Source organism: Cupriavidus sp. HPC(L), from assembly GCF_000307735.3.
Lineage (GTDB): Bacteria > Pseudomonadota > Gammaproteobacteria > Burkholderiales > Burkholderiaceae > Cupriavidus.
Map to the genome: position 1 here is coordinate 1 of NZ_AMPR02000023.1, position 13,928 is coordinate 13,928.

The following is a 13,928-nucleotide window of genomic DNA, read 5'->3' on the forward strand; positions in this document are numbered from 1 at the left end:
CCGACCTGGTCGCCGCGCTCGCCGCGGCAGCGCCGGGCAGCCTGCAGACGCGCATTCACGGCGACCTGCATCTGGGCCAGGTGCTGATCGCGCAGAACGACACCTACATCATCGACTTCGAGGGCGAGCCGGGCCTGCCGCTGGCCTACCGCCGCCGCAAGACGTCGCCGTTGCGCGACGTGGCCGGCATCCTGCGCTCGTTCGACTATGCCGCCGCGACGGTCGGCACCGACCGCAGCGAGCGCACCCATTCGGCGCTGCCGCCGGCGCAGGCCGAGCGGCGCGAGGGGCTGCTCGAGCGCTTCCGGCAGACCGCCACCGACGCCTTCCTCGGCGGCTACCGCGAGGTGGCCGAGACCGCGCTGCACCCGTGGGTCGCCCCCGGCCAGATGCAGCCGCTGCTCGATCTGTTCCTGCTCGAACGCGCCGCCTACGAGGTCAAGTACGAGGCCGACAATCGGGTGACGTGGATCGACCTGCCGGTGCACGGCCTGGCGCGGCTGATCCGTACGCTGACCGGCGCGCCCGCCGGCACTGCGGGGCCGCCGGCCTCGCCGCCTCCGCCCCCTCACGTCTGAGACGCAACCATGGCCACCATGACTTCCTCCGGCCCCGCGTCGACGCGGGGCCCGCACGGGCAATCGGAACACACCGCCGCCCAATACGACGCCCTGCTGGGCGCGCGGCATGCCGATCCGTTTTCGCTGCTCGGTCCGCACCGGGAGGGCGATCGGATGGTGGTGCGTGCCTGCCTGCCCGGCGCGCAGTCGGTCGCGCTGGCCGACAACGTCGGCAACGCGATCGGCCCGATGCAATGCATCCACGCCGGCGGCATCTTCGCCGGCACGCTGCCCGACAGGCTGGGCCGGCGCGACTACCGGCTCGATATCACCTGGGGCGACGGCACCCGCCAGCTGAGCGCCGATCCGTATTCGTTCGACCTGCTGCTCGGCGAGCTGGACCTGCACCTGATCGGCGAGGGCCGGCATTTCGAGCTGGGCCGCTGCCTGGGCGCGCAATGGATGACGGTCGACGGCATCGAGGGCGTGCGCTTCGCGGTGTGGGCACCGAACGCCAGCCGCGTTTCGGTCATCGGCGACTTCAACGGCTGGCATCCGGCGCGCCATCCGATGCGGCTGCGCTACGGCGCCGGCGTGTGGGAGCTGTTCGTGCCGGCCGGGCTCGGCGTGCAGCCCGGCAGCCGCTACAAGTTTGACCTCAGCGACGCCAACGGCCATCCGCTGCCCGACAAGGCCGATCCGCTGGCGCTGGCCACCGAGCTGCCGCCAGGCACCGCGTCGGTGGTCACGCAGGCCGGCGTCTCCGCGCCGCCGTTCGGCTGGACCGACCAGGCCTGGATGAGCCGCCGCTCGAGCCAGGATCCATATTCGGCGCCGATGTCGATCTACGAGGTCCATGCCGGATCGTGGCTGCGCGAGGTCAACGATCCTTCGCGCGGATGGGAGATCCTGGCCGAGCGCCTGATTCCCTATGTGCGCGACCTGGGCTTTACCCATATCGAGCTGTTGCCGATCACCGAGCATCCGTTCGGCGGCTCCTGGGGCTACCAGCCGCTGTCGCTGTTCGCGCCCACCGCGCGCTTCGGGCCGCCGCAGGCCTTTGCCGCCTTTGTCGACCGCTGCCACGAGGCCGGCATCGGCGTGATCCTCGACTGGGTACCGGCGCACTTCCCGACCGATCCGCACGGCCTGGCGCAGTTCGACGGCACCGCGCTGTACGAGCACCAGGACCCGCGCGAGGGCTTCCATCAGGACTGGAACACGCTGATCTACAACCTCGGCCGCAACGAGGTGCGCGGCTTCCTGCTGGCCAGCGCGCTGCACTGGCTGCGCGAGTTCCATATCGACGGACTGCGCGTCGACGCGGTCGCCTCGATGCTGTACCGCGACTACAGCCGCAAGGCCGGCCAGTGGGTGCCGAACCGCTTCGGCGGACGCGAGAACCTGGAAGCGGTGTCGTTCCTGCGCGAGCTGAACACCGTGGTGCGCGAACGCTGCCACGGCGCGATGACGATCGCCGAGGAATCGACCGCATGGCCGGGCGTGACCGCGCCGGTCGACAGCGGCGGGCTGGGCTTCACCTTCAAGTGGAACATGGGATGGATGCACGACACGCTGCGCTATCTGTCGCACGATCCGGTGCACCGCGCCTGGCATCACCAGGACATGACGTTCGGCATGGTCTACGCGTGGTCCGAAGCCTTCGTGCTGCCGCTGTCGCATGACGAGGTGGTGCACGGCAAGGGCTCGCTGATCAACAAGGCGCCGGGCGACCACTGGCAGAAGCTGGCGAACCTGCGCGCGTATTTCGGGTTCATGTGGACCCACCCCGGCAAGAAGCTGCTGTTCATGGGCGGCGAGCTCGCGCAATGGCTCGAATGGAACCACGAGAGCGAGCTCGACTGGGCGCTGCTCGACCATCCCAGCCATCGCGGCATGCAGATGCTGATTCGCGACCTGAACCGCGTCTATCGCGAGCTGCCCGCGCTGCACGCCTGCGACCACGATCCGGGCGGCTTCAGCTGGGTGATCGGCGACGACAGCCATAACAGCGTGTTCGCCTATCTGCGCCGCGCGGCGCCCGACAGCGGCGACGTGGTGCTAGCGGTGGTCAACATGACGCCGGTGCCGCGGCCCGGCTACCGGCTCGGCGTGCCGCATGCCGGACGCTGGCAGGAAATCCTCAATACCGATGCCGCCTGCTATGGCGGCAGCAATGTCGGCAACGGCGGCGAACTGTTCGCGCAGGCCGAGCCGTCGCATGGGCTGCCCGCCTCGCTGTCGCTGACGCTGCCGCCGCTGGCGACGCTGCTGCTGCGCCATCTGCCCGACTAGGAGGGTCCTGCTTGTCGCGTTCCCCGATCGCCAGCACGCTCCTTCCCGGCAAACCCTACCCGCTCGGCGCCCACTGGGACGGCCTCGGAATCAACTTCGCGGTGTTTTCGGCCAACGCCACCAGGGTCGAGCTGTGCCTGTTCTCGCGCAACGGCCGCAAGGAGCTGGCACGGCTGACGATGCCCGAATGCACCGACGAGGTCTGGCACGGCTATCTGCCGCACGCCGCGCTCGGCACGGTCTACGGCTATCGCGTGCACGGCCCGTACGAACCGCACCACGGCCATCGCTTCAATCCCGCCAAGCTGCTGCTGGACCCCTATGCGCGCAAGCTGACCGGCCCGCTGCGCTGGGCCGATGCGCTGTTCGGCTACCGGCTGCAGAGCCCGCGCGCCGACCTGACGCCGGACCGGCGCGACAGCGCGCCGATGATGCCCAAGGCGATCGTCGTCGACGAGAGCTTCCATTGGGGGGACGACCGGCCGCCGGCGGTGCCGTGGGAACGTACCGTCATCTACGAAGCGCACCTGCGCGGGCTGTCGATGCGGCGCGAGGACCTGCTGCCGCATCAGCGCGGCACCTTCGCCGCGCTGGCGGACCCGCGCTTCGTCGATCATCTGCATCACCTTGGCGTGACGACGATCGAGCTGCTGCCGATCCACGCCTTCCTGCAGGACCGCTTCCTGGTACAGCGGGAACTGCGCAACTACTGGGGCTACAGCACGCTGAGCTACTACGCGCCCGAGCCGGCCTATCTGAGCGGCGGCGAGCTCAACGAGGTCAAGGTGGCGATCCGCCGGCTGCACGCAGCCGGCATCGAGGTGATTCTCGACGTGGTCTACAACCACACCTGCGAAGGCAACGAGCTGGGCCCGACGCTGTCGTGGCGGGGACTGGACAACGCCAGCTACTACCGGCTGGTGCCTGGCGACGAGCGCCATTACATCAACGACACCGGCTGCGGCAACACGCTGAACCTGTCGCATCCGCGCGTGCTGCAGATGGTGCTCGACTCGCTGCGCTACTGGGTCCAGTGCTACCACGTCGACGGCTTCCGCTTCGACCTGGGCAGCACGCTCGGCCGCGAGGGCAACGGCTTCGATCCGGGCGCCGGCTTCTTCGACGCGGTGCTGCAGGACCCGGTGCTGTCGCGCGTCAAGCTGATCTCGGAGCCGTGGGATCTCGGTCCGGGGGGCTATCAGGTCGGCAACCAGCCGCCAGGCTTCGCCGAATGGAACGACAAGTTCCGCGACACGGTGCGGCGCTACTGGCGCGGCGACCCCGGCCAGCGCGGCGATCTGGCCGCGCGGCTGACCGGTTCGGCCGACCTGTTCGACCGGCGCCACCGCAAGCCCTGGGCCTCGATCAACTTCGTCACCGCGCATGACGGCTTCACGCTGGCGGATCTCGTCAGCTACGCCACCAAGCACAACGAGGCCAACGGCGAGGACAACCGCGACGGCACCGACGACAACGCCAGCGCCAACTGGAGCCCCGACGGCACGGTGGAAGGCCCGACCGACGATCCGGCCATCCTTGCCACCCGCAGCCAGGTCGCGCGCGCGATGATGGCCACGCTGCTGCTGTCGCAAGGCACGCCGATGCTGACCGCCGGCGACGAGTGGCTGCGCACGCAGCAGGGCAACAACAACGCCTACTGCCAGGACAACGAACTGTCGTGGCTGAACTGGGACGAGGCGCGCACGCCGACCGGGCGCGGCATGGTCGAATGCGTGCGCCGGCTGCTGGGCCTGCGCGCGCGGCTGCCCGCCTACGCGGAACGCCACTTCCTGCACGGTCGTCAGGAATTCGCACCGGGTCTTCACGATATCGGCTGGTTCGGCGTCGACGGCCAACCGCTGACGCCCGAACAGTGGTCCAATCCCGAGGAGCGGACGCTGGCGCTCAGGCGCGCGACGCGCGACGCCGACGGCCAGGTCCATGTGACGGTGCTGCTGCTGAACGCCGGCACCGAGCCGGTCGAATACCGGCTGCCGCCGCCGGCGCTGATCTGGTCCCGGTTGTTCGACAGCGCCCGGCCGGAGCTGCCCGAAGCGCCGCTCGATCACCCGGTCCAGCCCGTCGCGCCGCACGCCGCGGTGCTGCTGGCCGCCACGCTGGCGCCGTCGGGGCCGTCGTAGCGGACGGACCCGGTTCAACGGCCATCCTTGCCATCGTCCGCCATCCCGACCAGCCAGCCACAAAGGAGTCTCACCATGCCGCGCCAAGCCAATCCCGATGCCGCGCTCGCATCGCTGCATCTGCTCGCCCAGCGCGCCGGCCTGCTGGTCCACTGGCAGGATGCCCAGGGGCGCGAACGCGTGGTCCCCGAGGCATCGCTGCGGGCCGTGCTCGAACGGCTGGAGCTGCCCTGCAAGACCATCGGCCAGTGCGAGGCTTCGCGCGCCCGGATGCTGGCCGACGATGCCGCCACCGCGCTGGCGCCGCTGCTGACGGCCGACCAGGGCAAGCCGATCCGCGTGCCGCTCGTCCATACCCGGCAGGAGCAGCCGTTCCGGCTCGAACTGGAAGACGGCAGCGTGCAGACCGGCGTCGCGCGGCGCGATGCGCACGGCGCGCTGATCGTGCCGGCGGTGCAGAGCCATGGCTACCATCGGCTGCTGATGGGCGACATCGAGGTCAAGGTGGCCGTCGCGCCATTGCGCTGCTTCGGCGTGCAGGACGCGCTGCGCGGCATCGGCCTGTCCGAGCAGGAGCGGATCAGCCGCAAGCCCTGGGGCCCGTCCGTGCAGGTCTACGGCCTGCGCCGCGGCGCGCCGGCCGGCATCGGCGATCTGAGCGCGCTGGCGATGTTCGCCGAGGCGGCCGCCCGCGAAGGCGCCGACGCCGTCGCCATCAGTCCGCTGCACGCCGGCTTTGCGGCCTTTCCCGAACGCTACAGCCCTTATTCGCCGTCCAGCCGGCTGTTCCTGAACGTGCTCTATGCCGACCCGGCGCCGGTGTTCGGCCAGGCGGCGGTGGCGCGCGCGATCTCGGCGCTGCAGCTGGGCGGCGTGATGCAGACGCTGGAATCGAAGGCCGAGATCGACTGGCCGGCGGTCGCGCAGGCGCGGCTGAAGATCACGCGCTGGCTATGGGAACACCGCGACCAGTTGCTGCCCGCCGACGCCGCCGACGATCTGGCGAAATTCCGCAGCAATGGCGGCACGCCGCTGCTGGCGCACGCCGCCTTCGAGGCGCTGCAGGCCCAGCACGTGGCGCAGGCCGGCACCCGCGCCGAGTTGCAGGTGGCCGGCGACTGGCGGCGCTGGCCCGTCACGCATCGCTCGCCGCAGGACGCCGCGCTGTCGGCCTTCGCCAGCGCCTGTCCCGACGAGATCGGCTATCACGTGTTCCTGCAATGGCTGGCCGACGACGGCCTGCGCGCCGCGCAGCGCAGCGCCCGCGATGCCGGCATGGCGATCGGCCTGATCGGCGACCTGGCGGTCGGCACCGACCCCACCGGCAGCCATGCCTGGACCCGGCAGAACGAGATGCTGCAGGGGTTTTCCGCCGGCGCCCCGCCCGACGTGTACAACGCGCTGGGGCAGAGCTGGGGCATCACGGTGTTTTCGCCGCGGGGCCTGCGCCGGCACGGCTACACCGGCTTCATCGAGATGCTGCGGGCCAACCTCGCGCATGTCGGCGGGCTGCGCATCGACCACGCGCTCGGGCTGGCGCGCGTCTGGCTGGTGCCTGAAGGCATGCCGCCGGAATCCGGCGCCTATCTGCGCTACCCGATGGACGACCTGCTGCGGCTGATCGCCCTCGAATCGTGGCGCCATCACGCGATCATCATCGGCGAGAACCTCGGCACGGTGCCGGACACCTTCAACACCACGCTGGCCGAGCGCGGCATGCTCGGCATCGACGTGCTGTGGTTCGAGCGCGCGCAGCCGGAGGGCGAAGCTGGCGGCAAGGGAAAAAAGGCGGACAAGACCGAGGAGGTGGACGAGGGGGACGAGGCGGACGCAGGCCCCGCGGCGTTCGTGCCGCCCGAGCGCTGGCCGACCAACGCGGTCGCGACCTCCACCACGCACGACCTGCCGACCATCGCCGGCTGGTGGGCGGGGCAGGACATCACGTGGCGCGCGCGCCTGGACCAGCTTGGCCCGGATGTCACCGAGGCCAGCGCGCGCGCCGAGCGCGCCCGCGACCGGCAGGCGCTTTGGCAGGCGCTGTGCGAGGCCGGGCTCGCCAAGGGCGAGGCGCCCGACCCCGACCGCGCGCCGGTGGCCACGATCCTTGCCTGGCTGTCGCGCACCCGCACGCCGCTGCGGCTGGTGCCCGTCGAGGACCTGCTGGCCGACGTCGAACAGCCCAACCTGCCGGGCACCACCAGCGGCCATCCGAACTGGCAGCGCCGGCTGCGCTTTGATGTACAGGCGCTGTTCAGCCAGCCGGGCGTGCAGCGGCGCATCGACGCGCTGCGCACGGGGCGTGCGCCGAAGGGCTGAGTCGCGGACGGCGTCCCCTGGCGCGCGGTTTGCATGGCACGGTCGAAACGATTGCGATCTGCAAACACAAGGTCTGACCGTGCGAACCGTACTCGTCGTGGACGACGATCCCGCCGTAGCCCATGCCATGGCCAGCGCCCTGAGCCGCGCGGGATTTACCGTCGAGTTGGCCGAAGATGGACTGGCCGGCTTCGATGCCGCACAGCGGCTGCACCCGTCGGTGGTTGTCACCGACTGGGTCATGCCGCGCGGCGACGGCGCCTTGCTGTGTCATCTGCTGCTCGGCGACGCGTCGCTAAGTCATACACCGATTGTCGTTTTCACCAGCATCCAGACGCTGCCCGAGGTGCCGAATCCGATCGTGCGCTACTGCCGCAAGCCCTGCGCGCCGGACACGCTGATCCGCACGATCGACGAACTGCTCGAACAGAGCTAGGCCGAGGCGCCAGCGCCCTGACGCCCTTGCCCCGAATCCGCTAACCGCGCTCGCCGGCCGCCGCGCCCTGCGCTTCGAGCAGCGCCAGCAGCCGGGTCTCGTCCATGCTCAGCGCCGCGACCGAGCGGCGGCACTGCACGCAGGCCGCCATGCTGTCGTTCATATAGGCGTCGACCACGGTCGGGTGGACATAGCACTGCCGGCATACCGCGACCGTATTGCGCAGCCGCCGGGCCACGATCTTGATCGTCGCGGCGACCGCGCGCTTGCGGGCAGCCTCCGACTCGGCCGCCGGCGCCTTGCGCAGTTCGGCCAGCGCATGGACGCTGCCGGCCCAGGTGCGGAAGTCCTTGGCGGTGAAGTCCTCGCCGGCCAGTTCGCGCAGGTACACGTTGACATCGTCGGAACCGACCTCGCGCAGCTGGCCGTCCTCGTCGCGGTACTTGAACAGATGCTGGCCCGGCAGGTCCGCGCAGGTGCGCACCAGCCGCGCGAGCTGGCGATCCTGCAGCGTCACGTCATGCTCGACGCCGCTCTTGCCGGTAAACAGGAAGCGCAGCCGGCTGCCGCGCACCTGCACATGGCGGCGGCGCAGCGTGGTCAGGCCGTAGGTGCGGTTCTGGCGCGCGTAGCGCCGGCTGCCGACCCGCACCAGCGTGGCGTCGAGCAGCAGCAGCACGGCGGCCAGCACCTTCTCGCGCGGAATGCCGTTGCGCTGCAGGTCGCGCCGCGCGCGCCGGCGCAGCCGCGGCAACGCGCGGCCGAATGCCAGCAGGCGGTCGTACTTGTTCTCGTCGCGCAGCGCGATCCAGGCCGGGTGGTAGCGGTACTGCTTGCGGCCGCGGGCGTCGCGGCCGGTGGCCTGGATATGGCCGCGCGGATCGGGACAGATCCAGACGTCCTGGTAGGCGGGGGGAATCGCCAGCGCATCGATGCGGGCGATGGTGTCGCGATCGCGGATGCGGGTGCCGTCGGGGGCGAAGTAGGCGAAGCGGCCGCGCAGCAGGCGCCGGGTAATGCCGGGCCCGGTGTCGTTGACATAGCGGACGCCGCGCGGCATTGCGTCGCGCGCCGCCGCGGTCGTTGCCGCGGCCGCTGCCGTGGTCCCTGCTGTCGTCCCTGCCGTCACGCTGTCGGCGGCTGGCGTCGAAGCGCGCATCGTGTCTCCCCTCTCCGCCCTTCCCCTCCGGCGCCGTGTCGAGCCGTCGTTGCGCCGTTGTCCGGGATGGCATTCCGACATTAGTCCGGGGCGGCGCCCGATGCATCCCGCCGCTAGCGCAATCGTTTGTAGGAAACGGACGACATCGACGCCGGTGTTCCCCCTCTCCCGCTGAGGGGAGAGGGCCGGGGAGAGGGCCGGGGAGAAGGCCGGGGAGAGGGTCGGGCAGAGGGAATCGGGCGGCAGGATGGCTGGCGACGTTGCGGATCGGCCGCCCTACGTCCCGCCCAACCCCTCTTCCGCCAGCGGGAGAGGGGAGCCGACCGCATCCCGCATCAGATCTAACCGTTTTCTACAAACTCACCAATAATTGGCAAGAACCGCCAGGGCGCCGATGCCCGTCTGGTCAAGCAAAACGCGCTTACCGACGGCAAGGTACGTCTCTTGCAGCTGTTTGCGGTTTTCCAACCGGAGGACCGCCATGCCGCAAGCCGCCCGGGCGCAGCTCACCGAAACCATGCCCCCAGACAGCCACGAGGACACTCGCACCGCGATGTCGGGCGCGACCATCCGCCGCGCCTTCCTCGATCACGTCTTCTATACGCAGGGCAAGCTGCCCGGCCTTGCCAGTCCCAACGACCTGTATCAGGCGCTCGCCCATACGGTGCGCGACCGGCTGGTGCAGCGCTGGATCAGTACGGCGGAGACCTATCTGGGCCAGCCTTCGCGCACGGTCGCCTATCTGTCGGCCGAATTTCTGCTGGGCCCCCACCTGGGCAACAACCTGGTCAATCTGGGCATCTTCGACGAGGTCAAGGAAACCATGGCCGAGCTCGGCCTGGATCTCGACACGGTGCTGGCACAGGAACTGGAGCCGGGCCTGGGCAACGGCGGCCTGGGCCGGCTGGCGGCCTGCTTCCTCGATTCGCTGGCGACGATGCAGATCCCCGCGCTCGGCTACGGCATTCGCTACGAGTACGGCATCTTCCATCAGTCGATCATCGACGGCATGCAGGTCGAGAGCACCGACACCTGGCTGCGCCACGGCAATCCGTGGGAGATCCAGCGCTCCGAATGGGCGGTCCAGGTCAAGCTGGGCGGCCAGACCGAGCACTACACCGACGATCGCGGCCACTACCGGGTGCGCTGGGTGCCGGCCAAGACGGTGGTCGGCGTGCCCTTCGACTCGCCGATCCTTGGCTATCGCGTCAACACGGTCAACACATTGCGGCTATGGCGGGCGGAGGCGACCGAGGCGTTCGACTTCGGCGTGTTCAATCGCGGCGACTATCTTGGCGCCGTCAGCAAGAAGGTGACCTCGGAGAACCTGACCAAGGTCCTCTACCCCAACGACGAGACCGAGCAAGGCAAGGAGCTGCGCCTGGAGCAGCAGTATTTCTTCGTGTCCTGTTCGTTGCAGGACATGCTGCGGCTGCTCGACGCGCATGGCATTCCCGTCACGCGGTTTCACGAGAAGTTCGCCGTGCAGCTGAACGACACCCATCCGGCCATCGGCATCGCCGAACTGATGCGGCTGCTGGTCGACGAGCACGATGTGGCCTGGGACGAAGCCTGGGAGATCACCCGCCGGGCCTTCGCCTATACCAACCACACGCTGCTTCCCGAAGCGCTGGAAATGTGGCCGCTGCCGCTGTTCCAGCGCACGCTGCCGCGCCATCTCGAAATCATCTACGAGATCAACGCGCGCTTTCTGCACGAGGTCCGGATCCGCTTCTTCGGCGACGAGTCGCAGCTGTCGCGCCTGTCGCTGATCGACGAACGCGGCCAGCGTCATGTGCGGATGGCGCATCTTGCCTGCGTCGGCAGCCATACCATCAACGGCGTGGCCGAGCTGCATTCGCGGCTGATGCGCGAGGACGTACTGAAGGACTTCTACGCCATGTGGCCGGAGAAGTTCACCAGCATCACCAACGGCGTCACACCGCGCCGCTGGCTGGCCCTGTCCAATCCCAGGCTGGCGCGGCTGGTGTGCGAGTCCATCGGCGATGGCTGGATCGGCGACCTGGACAAACTGCGCGAGCTGGAACCGTACGCCGACGACACCGGCTTTCGTGACCGGTGGCAGGCGGCGCGGCGCGAGAACAAGGAAGACCTGGCGCGGCTGGTGCGCGAGACCACCGGCGTCGTCGTGGATCCGGCGTCGATGTTCGACGTGATGGTCAAGCGCATCCACGAATACAAGCGCCAGCATCTGGCGGTGCTGCATATCGTCGCGCTGTACCACCGGATCAAGTCCGATCCGAACGCCGACATCGTGCCGCGCACCTTCCTGTTCGCCGGCAAGGCGGCCCCGGGCTACCACTACGCCAAGCTGATGATCCGGCTGATCACCTCCGTCGGCGACGTGATCAACCGCGACCCGCAGGTCCGCGACCGGCTCAAGGTGGTGTTCCTGCCGAACTTCAATGTGACCTATGGGCAGAAGATCTATCCGGCCGCCGACCTGTCCGAACAGATCTCGCTGGCGGGCAAGGAGGCGTCCGGCACCGGCAACATGAAGTTCGCGATGAACGGCGCGATCACGATCGGCACGATGGACGGCGCCAATATCGAACTGCGCGACGCGATCGGCGCCGATCACTTCTTCCCGTTCGGGCTCTCGGCCTCGGAGGTCTACGCGCTGAAGGCCGCCGGCTACCGGCCGGCCGCGTGCTACGAGAGCCATGCCGAGCTGCGCGCGGTGATCGACCTGATCGCCCAGGGGTTCTTCTCGCGCGGCGATCCGTCGGTGTTCCAGCCGATCTTCGGCGGACTGCTGCAACACGACCCCTACATGCTGCTGGCCGACTTCGCCTCCTATCTGCATTGCCAGCAGGACGTGTCCACTGCGTTCACCGACCAGACGCGCTGGCAGCGGATGTCGGTGCTGTCGTGCGCGCGCTCCGGGCGTTTTTCGTCCGATCGTGCGATTCGCGAGTATTGCGAGCGGATCTGGCGCGTCGAGCCGGTGCCGGTGCCGCTGCTGCATCGCGCCGCGATGAGCACCGCGGGCACCCGCCACAAGGGCAGCCCGGGCATGTAGTTCTTACACCGGCCGGCGGAGCCTTTACGCAGCGCTTGTTTCAACAGTTACGAACCAGTTACGCAAACCGTTGAACGCAAAGCCTTTGCGAAACTCACGCCACGCTGGCATGCCATTCGCATGGCTCCAACGCTTCACGCGCCGGGGCCTCGCGACAACGCTCCGCAAGTGAAGTGCAACAGCGGCGGTGCAGCCCGACCGCCGTCCCACCACCAGCGCATTCAGAATGGCGGAGATCAACTTGAACACGAACGTGCTATTCGTGGCGGCCGAGGCCATGCCCTTGGCCAAGACAGGCGGCTTGGGAGATGTCGTCAGCGGGCTGGCCCGCGCCCTGCAGCAGCGGGGCCTCGATGTCACGATCTTGATGCCGGGCTATCCGCAGGCCCTGGCCGGCGCCGTGGGGCTGCGCAGCCTCGGCGCGTTGAAGCTTGCCGAGAGCGCGCCCGGGCTGGCGCTGGCACCCGGGCATAGCGCGATGCGGCTGATGCTCGGCCGAATGCCGGGAAGCAACGTGCAGGTCGCCCTGCTCGATTGCCCGTCGTTCTACGATCGCGCCGGCACGCCGTACACCGACCCGACCGGGCGCGACTTTGCCGACAACCCGCAGCGCTTCGCGGCGCTGGCGCATGCGGCCACCGCGATTGCCGCGGGCCGCACACCGTTGCCGATGCCCGCGGCCGTGCACGCGCACGACTGGCATGCCGGGCTGACGCCGCTGCTGATGCGCGCCGCCGGGCTCGACACGCCGAGCATCCTGACGATCCATAACCTGGCCTTCCAGGGCATTTTCCCGCTGTGCCTGGCGCGGCAGCTCGGCTTGCCGGACGACTGCCTGACCTCCGACGGCGTCGAGTTCTGGGGCAAGCTCAATTTCCTGAAGGCAGGCATCCGCTACGCCGACCGCGTTACCACGGTCAGCCACAACTATGCGCAGGAGATGCTGACGCCGCAGTTCGGCCACGGGCTGGAAGGACTGCTGCAGGCGCGGCGCGATGTGCTGGGCGCGATCCCGAACGGCATTGACACCGAGGACTGGGACCCGGCCAGCGACGATCTGCTGCCGCACTGCTATACGTCCAATTCGATGGCCGGCAAGCGCGCCTGCAAGGCGGCGCTGCAAAGCCGCTTCGGGCTGCCGGCCGATCCCGCCGCGCCGCTGGTCGCGATGGGCAGCCGGCTGACCCATCAGAAAATGGCCGATGTCGCGCTCGGTGCCATCGAACGCGCGCTGCAGGCCGACGACACCGTGCAGTTCGCGGTGCTCGGCTGCGGCGACGCCGCGATCGAGCGCGGCTTCGAGGCGCTGGCCGCGCGCTATCCCGAGCGCGTCGGCGTGTCGATCGGCTACCGCGAGGAAACGGCGCATCTGCTGCACGCGGGCGCCGACGTGCTGCTGCACGGCAGCCGCTTCGAGCCCTTTGGGCTGACCCCGGTCTATGCGATGCGCTACGGCACGGTGCCGGTCGCCTCGCGCGTCGGCGGCCTGGTCGATACCGTGCGCGACGCCGGCCACGGCTCGACCCCGCGGCCTGGCGCCACCGGCTTCCTGTTCGACGGCGAGACCGTCGAGGCGATGAGCGCGGCGATCGAGCGCGCGCTGCAATGGCTGCGGCGGCCGCGCGCGTGGAAGGTGCTGCAGCGCGCCGGCATGCAGTCGCTGTTCTGCTGGACCCGGCCGGCCGAGCAATACCTGTCGCTGTACAGCGCGCTGTCGCCTGCGCTGGCATCGGCGCTGGCGATGCAGCGCGCCACGCAGCGCGCAGCAGAGGTGGCGCAGGCCGAATCCGCGCAGCCGCAACGCGTCCCGCAGCGCGCGCCGCGCTCCACGCCGGCCATCGCTTCCGCGATGGCGCCGGTCATGGCGCCGGAGCCGGCGCCAGAACTGGCGATCCAGGCCTCGCCGTCGCGGCGGCGCAGCCGGAGCGCACGCGTCGACCGCGGCGCGGCTCCCGCGCAGGCCGGTGCGACTGCCAAC

The 13,928-nt window shown here is 69.6% G+C and carries 7 protein-coding genes and 1 pseudogene; 7 read left to right on the forward strand and 1 reads right to left on the reverse strand.

Annotated elements, in window-relative coordinates; translation table 11 throughout:
- The 5 genes and pseudogenes from B551_RS26390 to B551_RS25460 form a co-directional block, all read left to right on the forward strand.
- A pseudogene (locus tag B551_RS26390) lies at positions 1-578 on the forward strand (alpha-amylase); the annotation flags it as partial.
- 9 nt (positions 579-587) lie between these two features.
- On the forward strand, positions 588-2,855 hold the full coding sequence (gene glgB / locus B551_RS02525) for a 1,4-alpha-glucan branching protein GlgB (RefSeq protein WP_006579337.1): 2,268 nt from the start codon (positions 588-590) through the stop codon (positions 2,853-2,855).
- Positions 2,856-2,866: 11 nt separating this feature from the next.
- Entirely contained in the window at positions 2,867-4,996 is a 2,130-nt protein-coding gene (gene glgX, locus B551_RS02530; RefSeq protein WP_023263416.1) for a glycogen debranching protein GlgX, read from the forward strand.
- Positions 4,997-5,071: 75 nt separating this feature from the next.
- Complete coding sequence (malQ, locus tag B551_RS02535) at positions 5,072-7,312, forward strand: 4-alpha-glucanotransferase (RefSeq protein ID WP_023263417.1); 2,241 nt, start codon at positions 5,072-5,074, stop codon at positions 7,310-7,312.
- Between the two features lie 97 nt (positions 7,313-7,409).
- A complete protein-coding gene (locus B551_RS25460; protein ID WP_216599684.1) occupies positions 7,410-7,748 on the forward strand; it encodes a response regulator in 339 nt (112 codons plus the stop codon).
- 40 nt (positions 7,749-7,788) lie between these two features.
- Here the strand turns inward: B551_RS25460 and B551_RS02545 are convergent, their stop codons facing one another.
- The gene (locus B551_RS02545; protein WP_006578304.1) at positions 7,789-8,808 is read right to left on the reverse strand and encodes a DNA topoisomerase IB; all 1,020 of its coding nucleotides are present in this window, start codon (positions 8,806-8,808) and stop codon (positions 7,789-7,791) included.
- A 652-nt stretch (positions 8,809-9,460) separates the two neighbouring features.
- Between B551_RS02545 and B551_RS02550 the strand changes: the two genes are divergently transcribed.
- Positions 9,461-11,950, forward strand: coding sequence for a glycogen/starch/alpha-glucan family phosphorylase (locus B551_RS02550; protein WP_006578302.1), 2,490 nt, complete (start codon positions 9,461-9,463; stop codon positions 11,948-11,950).
- A gap of 241 nt (positions 11,951-12,191) precedes the next feature.
- Positions 12,192-13,928 (forward strand): glycogen synthase GlgA (glgA, locus tag B551_RS02555; RefSeq protein ID WP_083492493.1); only part of this gene is annotated, 1,737 nt, incomplete at its 3' end.